Raw genomic sequence first — 16,183 nt, forward strand, 5'->3', positions numbered from 1 at the left:
TCACAGTTCCTGCTTACTTTAACGATGCACAGCGTCAAGCAACTAAAGATGCAGGCCGAATCGCAGGACTAGAAGTTAAACGTATCATCAATGAACCAACAGCAGCGGCGCTTGCTTACGGTCTAGACAAGAAAGGTAGTGACCGCACTGTCGCTGTATATGACCTTGGTGGTGGTACATTCGATATCTCTATCATTGAGATTGATGAAGTTGAAGGCGAGCAAACCTTTGAAGTTCTTGCAACTAATGGTGACACACATCTTGGTGGTGAAGACTTTGACAACCGTCTAATCAACTATTTGGTTGATGAGTTTAAGAAAGAGCAAGGCATTGATCTTAAAAACGATCCACTAGCAATGCAGCGTGTTAAAGAAGCAGCAGAAAAAGCGAAGATCGAACTTTCTTCTACTTCTCAAACTGATGTGAATCTACCGTATGTAACAGCTGATGCAACGGGTCCTAAGCACATGAACGTAAAAGTGACTCGTGCGAAACTAGAATCTCTAGTTGAAGATCTCGTGATGCGTTCAATTGAGCCATTGAAAACCGCACTTGCGGATGCCGAGTTAACGGTTGGTGATATCAACGATATCATTCTTGTGGGTGGTCAAACGCGTATGCCTATGGTTCAAGCGAAAGTGGCGGAGTTCTTCGGAAAAGAAGCTCGTCGTGACGTGAACCCTGATGAAGCAGTCGCTATGGGTGCTGCTGTTCAAGGTGGCGTACTAGCTGGTGATGTCAAAGATGTATTGCTATTAGATGTGACTCCTCTGTCTCTAGGTATCGAGACTATGGGCGGTGTCATGACTAAGCTTGTTGAGAAAAACACGACGATTCCAACTAAAGCGAATCAAGTATTCTCAACCGCAGAAGACAACCAAAACGCGGTGACTATTCACGTTGTTCAAGGTGAGCGTAAGCAAGCGATGTACAACAAGTCTTTAGGTCAATTCAACCTAGAAGGTATTCAGCCTGCACCACGTGGATTGCCACAGATTGAAGTGACGTTCGATATTGATGCCAATGGTATCTTGAATGTTTCTGCGAAAGATAAGTCGACTGGCAAAGAGCAAAAGATCACTATTCAAGCTTCAGGTGGCTTGAGCGATGCAGACATTGAGAAAATGGTTCAAGAAGCAGAAGCTAACAAAGAAGCGGACAAAAAGTTCGAAGAGCTAGCAACGGCACGTAACCAAGCTGACCAAGTGATTCATAGTACTCGTAAGCAAGTAGAAGAAGCTGGTGAAGCGCTACCTGCAGAAGAGAAAGAGAAGATTGAAGCAGCGATCACTGAGCTAGAAGAAGCTCGCAAGGGCGAAGAGAAAGAAGCGATCGACGCGAAAGTGCAATCGCTAATGGCTGCGGCTCAAAAGCTAATGGAAATCGCTCAGCAGAAAACTCAAGCAGCAAATGGTGAGGCTCAAGCTAAATCAAATGCTGATGACGATGTGGTTGAAGCTGACTTCGAAGAAGTGAAGTAACGCCACCGACAGATAATTGTTTTCGAGCAATTAAAAGTTGAGTTATGTTCATAAATACATAAACTTATCGGTATTCAGGGCGTAAGAGGGAACTCATACGCCCTTTTTTCCGTTTGAGTGAGAAATTGAGTGAGGTTTTAGCATGTCAAAACGAGATTATTACAGCGTGCTAGGTGTCTCCAAGGGAGCCTCAGAGAAAGATATTAAAAAAGCCTACAAGAAGTTGGCGATGAAATATCACCCCGATAAAAATCCCGGAGATGCGACGGCAGAAGCGAATTTCAAAGAAGTAAAAGAAGCTTATGAAATTCTAACGGACAAAGAAAAACGTAGTCAGTACGACCAATTTGGTCATGCGGCATTCGAAGGTGGCGGCTTTGGTGGACATGGCGGTCACGGTGGTCATGGCGGCGGTGGGTTCGAAGACATCTTCGGTGACGCCTTCCGTCAACGAGGTGGCGGTTTTGGCGGAGGTAGCTTCGGTGGCGGCGGCTTTGGTGGCTTTGAGGATATCTTCTCACAAGCTCGAGGTGGTCGTGGGCGTCCGCGCGCTCAAAAAGGGCAAGACCAAGAATATACTCTGACGGTCGACTTTATTGATGCGGTTCAAGGGGCTGAAAAAACGGTCGAATTGCCAATCAATGGTGAACAGAAAAAGATCAATGTAAAGATCCCTGCCGGTATCAAAGATGGCGAAAAGATTCGCTACTCAGGTAAAGGTGGATTAGGTGTCAATGGTGGGCCTGCGGGTGATTTACTACTCGTTATTGCAACCAGGTCACATGCGTTTTTAGATCGCGATGGTAATGACCTTATCTGCAATACCAAGGTTGATATGGTCACTGCAGCTTTGGGGGGGGAAGTAGAAGTGAATGTACTAGACAGTCGCTTTAAGCTTAAAATCCCTGCGGGTACGCAAACTGGGCGCAAGTTCAAGATGACTGGCAAAGGCATAACAAATCGTAAAGGTGAAACGGGCGATCTATTGGTGAAGATTCAAGTTGAAACACCAACCAATCTGACCGATGCACAGCGTGAGTTGTTAGAACAATTCAGAACAACGCTTTAGTCTTTTAAAGTAAAATGAACTAAGCCCGCCTTAAAGCCAACGCATTACAATGTAACGTATTAGAATTCAGCCACTTTATGTGGCTGAATTTTTATGCATCAAATAAGTGATTATTTCAATTCTTGAGCATCGTTGCCGATGAACTATTCTTATTCTTACCCGTAAACAAATCATTGTCTAAGGGAGGTGAGTATGAGCATGGTTTTAAAAGCATTGGTCTTAGGACTACTATTTGGCTTAATAGCGAAAGAGACATTGGCAGCCTCTTGTCCTACGATACTCAATTCAACTCAAAGAGCCTTAAACTCGACGAATGATGTCAATCTGTGTGAGCAGTTTCAGGGCAAAGTACTATTGGTAGTTAATACCGCGAGTCAATGTGGCTTTACTGGACAGTTTGAGCAATTAGAACAGCTACATAATCAATTTAAGGACCAGGGCTTTAGTGTTGTTGGTTTCCCATCGAACGACTTCAACCAAGATCGTGGCAGCGAAGAGAATACCGCGAAAGTCTGCTTTCTCGATTTTGGCGTCACATTTCCAATGATGGCGCGCAGTTCAGTGAAAGGACAGCAAGCCAACCCGGTGTTTTCCGAAATAGCTAAGCAGAGCGGGGTTTCCCCAAAGTGGAATTTCTACAAGTATCTTATCGACAAAAATGGTGCGGTGGTTGGTGTATTCTCTTCAGGTATTTCTCCTACTGACACTAAAATCACCCAAATGATAGAAAAACAGTTGTAGACGGTTCGACATAGAAGAGACCCAAGAGCCAAAGATGATTATCCAAGCTCTGGGCCTATCGTGAGCGGTATCAACCAATAAAGAAGATGTAGCTTTGAATGATAATTAGGTTGGTTAAGTCGATAAAGAAAGCGCCTACAATAGGTACGACCATGAAAGCCATTGGTGATGGCCCAAAACGGCTTACTGTTGAGCCCATATTCATCACGGCAGTCGGTGTAGCTCCCATCCCAAAACCGCAATGTCCACTGGCGATGACTGCAGCATCATAGTTCTTTCCCATCACTCGAAACGTCACGAAATACGCAAATAATGCCATTACGATAGTTTGAACCGTGAGAATTATCAGGAACGGTACCGCGAGATTGTATATCTCCCAAAGCTGTAAACTCATCAGGGCCATCGACAAGAAGAAGTTGAGAGAAGTCGTTCCTAATATATGAACCGTTTCCATATTGATACGTTTAATCCCTGTTGCCTCAAATAGATTGGTGATGATGACCCCAATAAAGAGTGCGTAGACAAAGTCAGGGATCATAAGCCACCGAATGCCAAGCGACTTAATTATTGGTCCGAGGGTTTTAGCACCTACGACGCAAATCATAAGCAGACCAATCACTTCAACGATACTTTTAGAGGTGACTTTGTCTTGCTGAGCCTCGTCGTATGTCATAAGTTCTGGGTGTGAGGCGTGAATATCATGCTTTACGCCAAACTCTGAACTTAGCTTGTTCTTGGTTGCTAGTCGGTTCCCAACTGGACCACCGATGATGCCACCAATGATAAGACCAAATGTGGCGGAAGCCATAGCAAGCTCAAGTGTATTCTGAATGCCATATTGCTCGGTAAATGTGCCCGCCCATGCTGCGCCAGTGCCATGCCCACCAGAAAGCGTGATTGAACCAGCGATTAATCCCATAAGTGGATTCAAGCCAAGCGCTGATGCTAGCGCTACACCTACACCATTTTGAATAATGATGTAGACCGTTGCGACAAACAGAAACAAAAAGACTTTAAAACCACCTTTAGCAAGCTGTTTGTAACTGGCTGTCAAACCTACGGTGCTGAAAAACAGCATCATAAAGGTATCTTTTAACGGCAGTGAAAATTCAATTGCGGTACCGTTTAAATGCGGAACCGTAATTAAGATAGCAGCAATAAGACCGCCTATGATTGGCTCAGGAATATTGTATTTGTCGAGAAAGGCGACTCTTTTCTTAAGAAAGTTACCGACGAACAGGACAACAATCGCGATCAAAAACGACTGTAATGGATCAATGGTAATAGTGTTGTGCATAGTTAACTTCGATTGTCTGTGCCATCCTTAACGCTGAGAATGTAACGACGGCTTTCATCCTGTAGCGTCGACTTACAATGTGATTGGGCAAACTATGGCACTAAAACATCGAATCTGATGGTGTTCGACTCGGTAACCTTACGAGTAAGTAATGTCCCAAAAGGCAAGTGTTTACTACCAATGCTATTGTTGGAAGGGGAGCATAACAGGCGTGATTAATGCTGAAATAACGAGCTAGTTAGCAAACGATAAACAATATATTTAGATAGAAAATTTAACGATTTAAATGCTAAATAATATGGGTTTTATAAAAGTTTTATCGGTTGAGGCTGAGGCGTGTTACGCCTCAGCTTAGAGATATGAGGTTAGATTTTTGAAGAGAGTGAGCCATTACTGGCAGCGAAATCATGGCCAGTAAGCTGTTGAAATGGTCTCAGTCCGAACTGCGGCATGATGGCATAGATATGATCGAAAAGGTCAGATTGAATGCCTTCATAGAGCCCCCAATCGGTGGTGTTTGTGAAACCGTAGATCTGTAGCGGTATGCCTTCTGGTGTTGGCTGAAGTTGTCTGACCATAATCAACATGTATTGATGAATGTCTTTGTTTGCGTGTAAGTAGGCATTCAAATAGGCACGAAATAGACCGATGTTGGTAAAACTGCGTTGATTCGCTTCTAAGTCATCTTGCTCCAAGCTCTGATTGTAATCGTCCATCTCTTTAGACTTTTCAAAAATATACTGCCTCAATAAACGAAGTTTGGTGAGCTCTTCAACTTCTTCTTTCGAAACAAACCGAATTGATGTTACATCTAGATTGACTGAGCGAGTAATTCTACGTCCTCCAGAATCAGACATCCCTTGCCAGTTAATGAAGGCATTTTGCACTAATGCATAAGCAGGTAGCATGCTAACGGTATTATCAAAGTTACGAACTTTAATGGTAGTGAGTGAGATTTCTTCCACTGTACCGTTTGCACCATAGGAGTCCATTTGTATCCAGTCATTGAGACTCACCATTCTGTTAGCTGAAAGCTGAATACCGGCAACAAACCCCAATATAGTGTCTTTGAAGACCAGCATGACAAAACCAGTCGCCACCCCAAGCCCAGAGAACAAGATTACTGGCGCTTCATTTGCCAAAATGGAAATAGTAACAATGACGCCAATAAAGAAGGTAAACAACTTAATAAGCTGAACAAAACTCTTTATGGGCATTCGACGTGTGATGCCTTTGTAAGTTGCCAGATCGTTGACCGCATCTAAGAAGCAATACACCATCCACAGAATAACCAGCAATATTAAGATAGCTAATACTCGGTCAATTACCGTGGACAAAATGTCGTAGTGGCTGATGGCTATTGGGATGAAGATGTTTAGTACTAACAGAGGTGTGAGAATAGAGAGTTTTTCGAAAACACGATTATTAGTGACGCATTCCGCCAGAGGCTTATTAGTTTTGAGCAGAATGTGATTAAAAAAGCGTACGAACACATGATGGGCAACCATAAAACATATTAACGCAATGGCCAAGCTTATGACGATCAACACGAGTGTCATCGTTCCGCCATCGAGCTCGCCTGTTGACATATAGGTGTTCAATTTATCTGAAACAAAGTTGCGAAAGTGGTGTTCAATCAAACTAAAGTCCTTGGTTCTTAATATTGTTAGACTGTTTTTGGAGTAGTTCTATGTAAAAAGCGTAGACGAAGAAACAAGTGTACGCTTTTGTTTCCAATACAGTTTAAAGAAACTTATGAAAATCTGATAAGAAATTTATTACCTTTCTCTTGTTTGCTGACAAGATGGCGCTCATATTGAAATTACAATGAATTAAATCAGAACAATAATGTGCAGGAGTTCCAATGAAAGGTGTTATCTCTATTCAATCACACGTGGTTTACGGTCACGCGGGCAATAGCTCTGCCGTTTTCCCACTTCAGAGAATGGGTTTTGAAGTGTGGCCAATTCATACCGTGCAGTTCTCAAACCACACTCAATATCAACAAGGTTGGACAGGGAAAGCATTTTCGGCAGAAGACATTTCAGAGCTGATTGCAGGTATCGACAATATTGGTCAGCTAAAGGACTGTAATGCGGTGTTGTCTGGTTACCAAGGTAGTGCAGAGCAGTGCCTAGCGGTTAAGGATGCCGTTACTAAAGTGAAGCAGAGAAACCCCGACGCTATTTATGTCTGTGACCCAGTGATGGGCGACCCAGAGAAAGGTTGTATTGTTCCTCAAGGAACCACCGAATATTTAGTTAATGACGTTATGCCAATGGCGGATGTTATCGTTCCTAATCAGTTTGAACTCAGCCAGTTCACCCAGATGGATATTGAATCGTTAGAAGATGCTGTAGCGGCGTGTCAGAAAGCGCTGACATTGGGACCTAAGATGGTACTGGTGAAGCACCTACATAGTATTTCTAACGATAAATTTACCATGATGTTGGCGACGCAGGAGGGCTGCTTTATTGCTCAACGTCCGCATCTTACATTTACAAAACAACCGGTTGGTGTTGGCGATTTGATCTCAGCGTTATTCACAGCTGGGCTATTAAAGGGCTGGACTGCCGAACAAGCTTTTGCTCACGCGAATAATGCCAGCTATGCCATTTTAAAAGAGACGCAAAACCGTCAAGAATGGGAGCTACAAACTATTGCAGCTCAGGAAGAGATCGTGGCGCCCGAAGAGCAGTTTACGATTGTTCAGGTTAAATAACGACTGACGCGTCATATATACGATGAAAAAACGGGAAACCCAAAGGTTTCCCGTTTTGCTTACTGAATTACATTACGCATTCTTTGGCGCAGTGAATGCCATTAACCCCGGCACTTTGCCAGTGTACTTCTCTATACGGACTAATGAAGAGTTCGCTGCACATCCGTTAGCAAGACGTGAAGTTGGAATATCGCTAGTCAGCACGTTCGCACCCCCATTTCGGCACATGCCAGTTTCAGGGTCAAGGTCAGGCCAACCACCCTCATGGATACAAACAGAACCTTGTTTAATGCCATCGGTAACTAGTGCTCCAACCAACACTTGGCCACGGTCATTGTATGCACGAACTAAATCGCCAGACTTGATACCATACTTCTTAGCATCTTCAGTGTTAATTGAAATCGGCTCGCGGTTAGCAATTGCATATTCTTCGCGAAGCTTAGCGTAGTTAAATTGACTGTGTAGGCGGTGAGCAGCGTGCGCTGTCATTAGCTGTAGCTCGCCATCTTTAGCTGAGCCAAAGAACTCAGTCGGCTCCATCCAAGTAGGGTGTGCTGGACAATCTTCGTAGCCGTAGCCTTCAATGGTTTTCGAATAGATCTCAATTTTGCCACTTGGTGTGCCAAGCGGGTTCATCACAGGGTCTTTTCTAAAATCAGCATGGCGAACAAAGCCAGCTGCTTTCTTGTTGAATTTCATTTCGATCAATTCGTTGGTATCCCAGAACTTACCAAAGTTTGGCATACGAACGCGTGCAGCACGACCGCCTTTCTGAGCCGCTTCATAGAAACCTTTTAGCCAATCCATTTCAGATTTGCCTTCGGTGTAAACATCGCGGCCACCTGCTTTGATAAGCTCAGACATATCGGCAAACACGTCGAAGTCATTACGCGCTTCACCTTGAGCTTCAACGACTTTCTTCATCGGTACGAGATGTTGGTTACTGTAGTCACCCGTCATCGTCATATCGTTACGTTCAAACGACGTAGTGATAGGCAGTACAATGTCTGCGTGTTTCGCTGCTGCGGTCCAGTAGATCTCAGAGATAACAATAAGCTCAGGCTTTTGCCACGCTTTGATCAATCGGTTGGTATCTTGGTGGTGAGTAAAGTTCGCACCGCCAGCCCACCAAATCATCTTGATGTCTGGGAAGGTTTTATCATGACCGTTGTGTTGGTACGCTTTACCTGGGTTTTCTAGTGCTTCAACAATTCGAGCAACTGGGAATGAATTGACTGCGCCTGAAATAGCCCAGTCATTACCCGCAGACGAACCACCGCCAATCGAAGCAGAAATTGCAGGAAGTACGCCAGCATCACGTGTTGGGTTACCACCGTTTGAGTAATGGTAAGAGAAACCAAAGCCACCGCCAGGAAGACCAATTTGACCTAGCATTGCCGCCAATGTAGCAATCATCCAGTGACGCTGCTCACCAAATTGTTGACGTTGAATACCCCAACCAGCCATAAGCATGGTGCGATTGTCGCTGAAGATGTCAGCAAGTAGCTCAATTTGTTTAGCTGGAACGCCTGTGATATCCGCCGCCCACTCTGAAGTTTTCTCTACTCCGTCTTCTTTGCCTAACAAGTAAGCTTCGAACTGGTCATAGCCAGTGGTGTACTTGTCTAGGAACGCTTTATCGTGCTTACCTTTCTTAACCAATGTGTGTGCGATACCCATGAGCATAGCAACGTCTGTCATAGGGCGAGGCGCGATCCATTGGATTTTGTCTTCGAAAAAATCAATGGTTTCGGAGCGCATTGGGTCGATAGCGATAACGGTTTTGCCGGACTTCTTAAGCTGGTGGAAGAACTCCAAACCAGAGCAGTCCGTTGAACTCCATGCGATCTTAAGGGTGTTCAGCGGGTTCATACCCCAAAGCACAACCACGTCACTGTTTTCGAGCACCATTGGGTGTGTGGTTTGCTGCTCATACACCTCAATCGAGCCCATAACGTGAGGCATGATAACTTGCGCTGCACCAGTAGAGTAATCACCCAGGTGACCTGAGTAGCCACCTGCCAAACTCATATAACGTTGTAGGAGAGTTTGTGCTTTGTGAAGCACACCTGATGAACGCCAACCGTACGACCCGGCAAATACCGATTCTGCGCCATTAGCTTTACGGATTCGCATATGCTGCTCGTGAATCAGCTTGTAGGCATCGTCCCATGACACGCGAACATACTCGTCTTTGCCACGTTCACCTGCTGGTGCTTCAGGGTTTTCCAGATACCCTTTGCGCACCATTGGATACTTGATACGAGCCTTAGTGTATACCTGATCTGGGCCCGTAGTTTGCAAGCTATTTGGCACCGTTTGAGCAAGCGCATTTTTAGTGGAAATCAGCTTTCCATCAACCACTTCACAAAGCATCGGCCCCATGCGGCCTGCGGTTAAAACACCAGAGCCTCTTTTTGATGCTGCTGAAACGGATAGGGGAGTCAAGGAAGTAAAAGCGAGCGCACCTGCTGCCATACTTGAACCTTTGAGGAATCCACGACGTGTAATATCTGTCATAACGCTTTCCTTATTTTTAGTGACCAGCCACGTCTTTTGCGTGGTTTTGGAAGAACTTAGTGAGAATTTCTAAATCAAGAGCTGAGATATCGGTGCGATCACCCATACCTTTTGCAACAGGTCCCCATGCATTGACCGTAAAGTGGTTGGCTGGGATTTTTGCGTGGCACGTCGAGCAGTAAACATTGTCTAGCTCTTCGGCATAGCCCCACAATGCATCTGGACTGCCTAATACTGGTTCAGTAATGTCGGTGGTGAGGGTGGCAGTGCGCCATTCATTTCCATACTCGTCTGCTTCGAAGTCACCAACGTTCAGTGCTTGTTGACCCGCTTCTGAAAGTGTTGCGATGATGTTTCGCTGCCCTTTACCCATATAAAGGACTTGTTCTGCCCCTTTCATTTGGTAGCCTGACAGAGCCACAGTGCGAATGGTGTCTGTGTGGTTAACCACGGACATCTCAACTGCAGGGTTGATGGTTCCGAGTTCTTGTAGAGCTATAGGCCCTACGGAGTAAACCGTCGTTGCGTCTGCTGGCGTGTTATCCGTTTGTGCGACGACACGGTTATAAACTTCGGTATCAAGTTCAGGTTCAGGTGCGAAGTGAGCGACGCCCTTGTGGCAGTCAATGCATGTTTGATTGTTAGCGACACCGTACTCGTGCATTTTTGCGGCATCTTCAGATTGCTCGTAGGTGTCCATTGCATCAAATGAGTGACATGAGCGACAGGTGGCGGAGTCATTCGCGCGTAATTGAGCCCAAACTGTTTCTGCCATCTCCATGCGATGTGCTTCATATTTATCTTCATCATCAATTTTGCCAGTCACAAACTCGTGATAGATATCTTTTGAAGCACGGATTTTAGTGATGACGTAATCGAGCGGGTCGCTTGGTATATGGCAGTCTGAACATTCAGCTCGAATACCTTTTGCGTTAGTAAAATGGATGGAGCCTTGATATTCCTCGTAAGGAATCTGCATCGTGTGGCAGGAGAGACAAAATTCGGTGCTGGATGTTTTGTGCATAATTGCAGCAGTGCCGCCAAAACTCAGCCAACCAATTAATATTCCCACACAGGTAATGAGCAAAATATATCGTTTTTTTAGATTCATAGGTTTTTATTAATAAATGTGTCATTTCGTGATTATTTATAACGCTACTCCTTTAGTAGTATGTTTGGATTTGATTTGAATCATAGATAGGCTTACTAATTGTGTGGCTTTTTATAACTGTGCCAAAGCTCACTTTTCTCTGTCGGAATTAGAGTACAAAAAAAGGACACCATTTGGCGCCCTTGAGAATATGTACCTAGTTTCTAATACAAATATCTATTTAGTGATCAAGATACAGATAATTCTGCCAGCTTTTCATTCGTATCAAAACCTTACGCATAATAGAAACATGAGTGAAACTATCTGAATAAATAGCAATTTCTGCGTTAGAACCTGTAGGGAGGACATACTGACTCATATCATCTTCGATCACCAATTTCACCATAGCACGCCCCATAGTGTTGAAACTCCGAGTGGTTCTAAGTGTGCCGCTGGCGCTAATTTGTCCTTCGGGAATAGTAGGAAGTACTTCTACGACTTTACCTTTGAACACCTTGCCCGGTAGTGCTCTAAATAAGAATTCAGCTTCAAATCCAGGCTGAAGACGTTGCAAGGAGTTTTGACGAAATGCACCAATATAGAAATTTTCTTCGGTATGGACAAATGTCATCAAAGGAGCAAGTGGAAGCGGAACAGCCATCATGCCAGGGCGAAGAGCCAACTGTGTTACAAAGCCATCTGTTGGGGCACGAACCACGGTTTCTTTAAGATTGAATTCAGCTTGTATCAATTGAGCTTTAAGTTGAGCAACGGTAGTGTTTTCACCGTAGATTTGCGACTCAAACGCTAAACGTGCACTCTCTTCCTTTGCTTGAGAGGCTTCTAAAGCGGCTTGATTTGCTTTGAAGGTTTGTAAACGAGTATCGACTTGTTGCGCTGTAAAAGCACCTTTCTTAAAGCCTTTTTGATAACGAGCATACTCTCGTTCAGCTTTATCGCGCTCTGCTAGAGCTTTGATTGTGTCAGATTGGGCTGCTTTATATGCACTTTCCAATTGAAGTACATCTTGCTTTGCGTCTGCAAGCGCGGCTGTTGCACGAATCACTTCCGCTTCAAATGGAACAGGGTCAATGCGGAACAATACATCGCCTTTCTTAAGCTGTTGGTTCGCTTCGACATCTACCTCAATGACTTTGCCACGCACGCTGGAAACAATTGGTGTAGTACTGTAGACCTGTCCACCGATTTGACTAAATGGGTGGTTATAGTTCATCAAAAGAATAAGGGTACCGATTAGTACCACACCACCGAGCACCGCAGTGGGCACTGTCCATTTGTTCAAAGGAATCTTAAAGATCTTAAAAATGGCAATACACAGCGCCGCATAAGTGAGTATCAGTAATAAATCCATGGATTACTTCTCCTCTGCTTGTTGTTGAACGGCAGCGTTAGATTGCTTGCCTTTAAGATAAGTAACTTCTTGCTCAAGTTCGGAAACTTGATCGATAAGACGCTCGAGTCGGTGATGAAGATCGTGTTGCTCTTCTTCTAATTTATGAAAACCCCAACCGCGTTCACTACGCCATAAGGTTGCCCAAATCCAAAGAAATGGCCATATTGCGTGAAGCGTAAATAAGCTTACCCAACCAGCAACATGTATGGCATCCTGATGAGGATGGTCACGCTCTTTTGCTATTTCATAAGGAATGTCGTGAATGACGATAATTCCATAAAAAATAACCAGAGCAACGAAGACAAGAAGGCCTAGAGCAAAATAATCAAGAAACATAATGCATCCTTGCTAACAAGTGATGAAGAGAACAATGTGTTCATTCGGTAAGTTAAGTATCTGTTATATTTATGTATTAAACAACACTGTGCGGTAATTAAAAGGATAGAAAGTGGGATTTATTGGAGAAGCAGCTGCGGTAGGCGCTGCGATGGTTTGGGCGATTGCAACGTGGATATACAGCCAGTTTTCACATCACTTTACTGCGTTACAACTTAATATCATTAAAGGATCAATCGCGTCGTTGATGATGTTGATTGTTCTGCCATTTACTCCAATGCCGGAGGTCGCGATCGAACCTAAGTATTTATGGGTTTTAGGTATCTCTGGCGTTATAGGTATAGCCATTGGTGACAGTGCCTACTTTGCGGCTTTAAAAAGAATCGGTGCTAATAAAACCCTGTTGCTGGAATCTTTGGCACCGCCGTTGTCGGGGGTTCTCGCGCTTATATTTCTTGGCGCAGCACTGCAACTACAAAGCTGGTTAGGCGTTGTCATTACGACTATCGCGGTGACAGCAGTTGTATTCCAACCGAACGAAAATGACGGTTCGGCTCTCAATCTTCATGGTGTTGGGTATGGGCTCGTCGCCAGCGTTTGTCAGGCTTCAGGAGTGGTGATTTCCCACTTTGCTCTGGTGCAAGGGGATCTTCCTCCGTTGCTAGGTGCACTCATTCGATTAGTCATCGGTGTAATGGCGGTTGCAGTCATCATTCCCTTTGTCGAGAAAAAGCCATTTTCGACGATTCTTACTCAAAGCCGAGATATGTCGAAAAAGAACTGGAGCTGGTTGCTTGCTGCAATATTTGTAGGAACATTCTTAGCATTGTGGTTACAGCAGGTAGCCTTAAAGCATGCCAACCCTGCCATTGCCCAAACGCTGATTGCGACCAGTCCGTTGTTTATACTAATCATTTACGTGATTCGTGGGGAACGCGTGACTAAACGAAGTGTACTCGGGACATTATGTGCATTGGGAGGAATCTCCCTGTTTTTCTTGTAATCAGATACAGGGAGAAACAGAAAATATCGAAATGCCTACTAACTCAGTAGGCATTTTAGTGTCATAGGCGAGTCGGTAACGCCTAAACGTTGTGCAGCCGTTTGACCACATCTGTCTTGGTAACAAAGGTTATGCCATGCTCTGAAGATATCCAATAGCGGATGGATTCCGGCAGGTCTTAGTTTTCTTCTTGGTTCGTTGATAAAGCTCTCAAAAAGCAACTGGAATCGGTCTTGGTAAAAATCGATTTGCTTTGTTGAAGCCGTTTTTAACCAATAAGGAACGTTCGGATTGCTCCCAGCTAAATAGCAGATTCCTTTACTTGCACCGGAAGGTTGTTGAGTCACTGCCCAGCGGTCACGCCACCATCCCATCAGTACGACGTCGATCATCTCTGATGGTTCAGAATCAGCCCAATTTTCATCCTGTTCAACATACATAAGATCGACAGTGCCAGCTTGAATACGAGGCAAACAAATCGTTAGGGCAGCAGAGCGCAATACGGGATCTTGCGGCATATAAATCGAAACCCGCTTGTTATCGGTTAACGACTTTAAAATATGCAAATAATGCGCATAAGAGGTATAAGGTGCGCGTATCAGCGCTCCTACGGCTGGATAGTTAAACGCCGCAAAATTACCGAGAGGATCTTCGACATTGCTACGCGCCAGAATGTTCTGATATTTAACATCGATGCGACTCTTTAAGTTATCGGTAGGTATATTTACTTCGCTATTATTTTCTGCACTGTAGTCGGATGGAACAATTTGACAGTCCACTTGAAAGGCGTTGTGGTCGGTAAAGCCAGTTGGTGTGGCATCAGCAGAGTAATTGGTATGCTGACACAATACATAACCCGAGTTAGCATCACAGGTTGCGAACCAGAAGACGCCATTGTTACTTAGTGGCTGAAGCGTACGATAATTGGATGTGAGTTGGTATTCATCAGCGTGATTAATCCATCTAGCATCAATATCAGCAAGCTTGCGTCGGCATCGACTGGCGATTTGATCAATATGATCATAGAAAGTCTTCGGGTTGATTTCGAGCTTTCGACAGATCTCTCTTACTGAATAGCCAGTGAACAATAAGCCTAAGAGTGTCTCTTGAAAGGTGAGTTTTTTGTTGGTTCCAGACCAACGATCGACAAAAGTACCTTGACAGGATTTACAACGGTAACGTTGACGATCACCGCTAAAGCCAAAAGCATGGTAACGATCTTTATGAGTATGAACGGACAGGCCATAGTTTTCGCATTGAGCGTCCTTACAAGAGGGAAGGCCGTCATGGTGATGTTGGCTTAAGCGATCAAGTTCGTTAAGAACCTCTCGGTTATTAAGTAGGGGGGGAAACGCGCCACACTCTCGGCATACCATCGCTGGCCGTTTAGGATTACTGTGCTGCAGGATATAGAGGTTTGCATCACTTCGTCCAAAATTGTCACACGCCAATGTTTTACAAAAATTGAGCTGTAATCCATTTGCGGCTAACGGCAGTCTGCCTTCTGACACGTTCACCCCCTATGGTTCGGTCGATTCCTTGGCAAAGAAAAGCCAGCTCATTCAGGCATTGAGCTGGCTTTGTTCTTTATATGTTGATTGCAGTCTCTAGTGCTACAACCATCATGTCGTTAAATGATTTTTGACGGTCTTCTGAGCTTAGTTTCTCACCACGGATAATGTGGTCAGACACCGTCAGTACAGTTAGTGCTTTAGCACCTAAGTCAGCAGCTACACCGTAAATACCCGCCGCTTCCATATCTACACCAAGAATGCCCAGATGCTTCATTTTATCGAAAATGTCTGCTTCTGGAGTGTAGAAAAGATCCGCAGAAAAAATGTTACCCACTTTGACTGGTACTTCTTGCAAGCGTGCTTGCTTCACCGCTTCTTCAAGTAGGCCGTAGTCTGCAATAGCAGCAAAGTCGTGATCGTTAAAACGGATACGGTTCACTTTTGAATCCGTTGATGCACCCATACCGATGACAACGTCCATAAGGTTAACGTCGTCACGTACAGCACCACAGCTACCAACGCGGATAACATTTTTTACGCCGTAATCTTTGATTAGCTCGTGAACGTAGATGCAGCATGATGGGATACCCATACCGTGGCCCATAACAGACACTTTCTTGCCTTTGTAAGTACCTGTAAAGCCGAACATGTTGCGAACGTCACACACTTTTACAACGTCTTCAAGGAAAGTTTCCGCGATATATTGCGCGCGAAGTGGGTCACCTGGCATTAGTACAGTTTCCGCGAAATCACCTGGATTAGCATTAATGTGTGGGGTAGCCATTGTATCACTCCTAAAGTTTTAACTAATTCTGTTGAACGTGTTGTTCGTCGTTGAAGGGGAGTTTATACCGATATATTGGCGTTCTATGAGATTTTAATCACATTTTTGTCGGTAATTATATAAAAGGCAGTTAATGATAACTAAACCTGTTGAAATTGGTTGGGCAATCGATTTTTTCTGCAAAAACCACTCGATGAGAAAATTTCTCGTGG

General features: G+C 44.4%; 13 protein-coding genes. 5 read left to right on the forward strand and 8 right to left on the reverse strand.

Annotation, left to right across the window (positions count from 1 at the left end):
- From dnaK to AWH66_RS00950, 3 genes are all read left to right on the forward strand, one after another.
- On the forward strand, nucleotides 1-1,481 hold a 1,481-nt coding region (gene dnaK, locus AWH66_RS00940; protein ID WP_071487837.1), incomplete at its 5' end, for a molecular chaperone DnaK.
- A gap of 142 nt (nucleotides 1,482-1,623) precedes the next feature.
- Nucleotides 1,624-2,550 (forward strand): DnaJ C-terminal domain-containing protein, encoded by a 927-nt coding sequence (locus tag AWH66_RS00945; RefSeq protein ID WP_063604862.1) that lies wholly within the window; start codon nucleotides 1,624-1,626, stop codon nucleotides 2,548-2,550.
- Between the two features lie 198 nt (nucleotides 2,551-2,748).
- Nucleotides 2,749-3,291: a glutathione peroxidase gene (locus AWH66_RS00950; protein ID WP_167360925.1), complete on the forward strand. Its 543-nt coding sequence runs from the start codon at nucleotides 2,749-2,751 to the stop codon at nucleotides 3,289-3,291.
- 70 nt (nucleotides 3,292-3,361) lie between these two features.
- On the opposite strand, the gene gltS is transcribed toward AWH66_RS00950, so the two are convergent.
- A complete protein-coding gene (gene gltS / locus AWH66_RS00955; RefSeq protein ID WP_063604864.1) occupies nucleotides 3,362-4,588 on the reverse strand; it encodes a sodium/glutamate symporter in 1,227 nt (408 codons plus the stop codon).
- Between the two features lie 365 nt (nucleotides 4,589-4,953).
- Nucleotides 4,954-6,228: a mechanosensitive ion channel family protein gene (locus AWH66_RS00960; RefSeq protein ID WP_063604865.1), complete on the reverse strand. Its 1,275-nt coding sequence runs from the start codon at nucleotides 6,226-6,228 to the stop codon at nucleotides 4,954-4,956.
- 224 nt (nucleotides 6,229-6,452) lie between these two features.
- On the opposite strand from AWH66_RS00960, the gene pdxY reads away from it, so the two are divergent.
- Nucleotides 6,453-7,310, forward strand: coding sequence for a pyridoxal kinase PdxY (pdxY, locus tag AWH66_RS00965; RefSeq protein WP_006069330.1), 858 nt, complete (start codon nucleotides 6,453-6,455; stop codon nucleotides 7,308-7,310).
- Nucleotides 7,311-7,382: 72 nt separating this feature from the next.
- Here the strand turns inward: pdxY and AWH66_RS00970 are convergent, their stop codons facing one another.
- The 4 genes from AWH66_RS00970 to AWH66_RS00985 all read right to left on the reverse strand — a co-directional run bounded on the left by AWH66_RS00970 (nucleotide 7,383) and on the right by AWH66_RS00985 (nucleotide 12,670).
- The gene (locus tag AWH66_RS00970) at nucleotides 7,383-9,830 is read right to left on the reverse strand and encodes a molybdopterin guanine dinucleotide-containing S/N-oxide reductase (RefSeq protein ID WP_063604866.1); all 2,448 of its coding nucleotides are present in this window, start codon (nucleotides 9,828-9,830) and stop codon (nucleotides 7,383-7,385) included.
- A 16-nt stretch (nucleotides 9,831-9,846) separates the two neighbouring features.
- Complete coding sequence (locus AWH66_RS00975; protein ID WP_063604867.1) at nucleotides 9,847-10,941, reverse strand: NapC/NirT family cytochrome c; 1,095 nt, start codon at nucleotides 10,939-10,941, stop codon at nucleotides 9,847-9,849.
- A gap of 220 nt (nucleotides 10,942-11,161) precedes the next feature.
- Nucleotides 11,162-12,292 (reverse strand): HlyD family secretion protein, encoded by a 1,131-nt coding sequence (locus AWH66_RS00980; protein ID WP_063604868.1) that lies wholly within the window; start codon nucleotides 12,290-12,292, stop codon nucleotides 11,162-11,164.
- Nucleotides 12,293-12,295: 3 nt separating this feature from the next.
- Nucleotides 12,296-12,670 (reverse strand): DUF3302 domain-containing protein, encoded by a 375-nt coding sequence (locus tag AWH66_RS00985; RefSeq protein ID WP_006069326.1) that lies wholly within the window; start codon nucleotides 12,668-12,670, stop codon nucleotides 12,296-12,298.
- A gap of 112 nt (nucleotides 12,671-12,782) precedes the next feature.
- On the opposite strand from AWH66_RS00985, the gene AWH66_RS00990 reads away from it, so the two are divergent.
- Nucleotides 12,783-13,673: a DMT family transporter gene (locus AWH66_RS00990; RefSeq protein ID WP_083399918.1), complete on the forward strand. Its 891-nt coding sequence runs from the start codon at nucleotides 12,783-12,785 to the stop codon at nucleotides 13,671-13,673.
- Between the two features lie 38 nt (nucleotides 13,674-13,711).
- Here AWH66_RS00990 and AWH66_RS00995 read toward each other — a convergent pair whose 3' ends face one another.
- Nucleotides 13,712-15,184, reverse strand: coding sequence for a hypothetical protein (locus tag AWH66_RS00995; RefSeq protein ID WP_063605155.1), 1,473 nt, complete (start codon nucleotides 15,182-15,184; stop codon nucleotides 13,712-13,714).
- Between the two features lie 76 nt (nucleotides 15,185-15,260).
- Entirely contained in the window at nucleotides 15,261-15,971 is a 711-nt protein-coding gene (deoD, locus tag AWH66_RS01000) for a purine-nucleoside phosphorylase (RefSeq protein ID WP_006069323.1), read from the reverse strand.
- Nucleotides 15,972-16,183: the final 212 nt, after the last annotated feature.

This window comes from Vibrio barjaei (genome assembly GCF_001639065.2).
Lineage (GTDB): Bacteria > Pseudomonadota > Gammaproteobacteria > Enterobacterales > Vibrionaceae > Vibrio > Vibrio barjaei.

Bases quoted from the DNA above. Each gene is read 5' to 3' on its own strand.
- AWH66_RS00945 (WP_063604862.1), top strand. From the start codon at position 1,624: ATGTCAAAACGAGATTATTACAGCGTGCTAGGTGTCTCCAAGGGAGCC.
- AWH66_RS00950 (WP_167360925.1), top strand. From the start codon at position 2,749: ATGGTTTTAAAAGCATTGGTCTTAGGACTACTATTTGGCTTAATAGCG.
- gltS (WP_063604864.1), bottom strand. From the start codon at position 4,588: ATGCACAACACTATTACCATTGATCCATTACAGTCGTTTTTGATCGCG.
- pdxY (WP_006069330.1), top strand. From the start codon at position 6,453: ATGAAAGGTGTTATCTCTATTCAATCACACGTGGTTTACGGTCACGCG.
- AWH66_RS00970 (WP_063604866.1), bottom strand. From the start codon at position 9,830: ATGACAGATATTACACGTCGTGGATTCCTCAAAGGTTCAAGTATGGCA.
- AWH66_RS00975 (WP_063604867.1), bottom strand. From the start codon at position 10,941: ATGAATCTAAAAAAACGATATATTTTGCTCATTACCTGTGTGGGAATA.
- AWH66_RS00980 (WP_063604868.1), bottom strand. From the start codon at position 12,292: ATGGATTTATTACTGATACTCACTTATGCGGCGCTGTGTATTGCCATT.
- AWH66_RS00985 (WP_006069326.1), bottom strand. From the start codon at position 12,670: ATGTTTCTTGATTATTTTGCTCTAGGCCTTCTTGTCTTCGTTGCTCTG.
- deoD (WP_006069323.1), bottom strand. From the start codon at position 15,971: ATGGCTACCCCACACATTAATGCTAATCCAGGTGATTTCGCGGAAACT.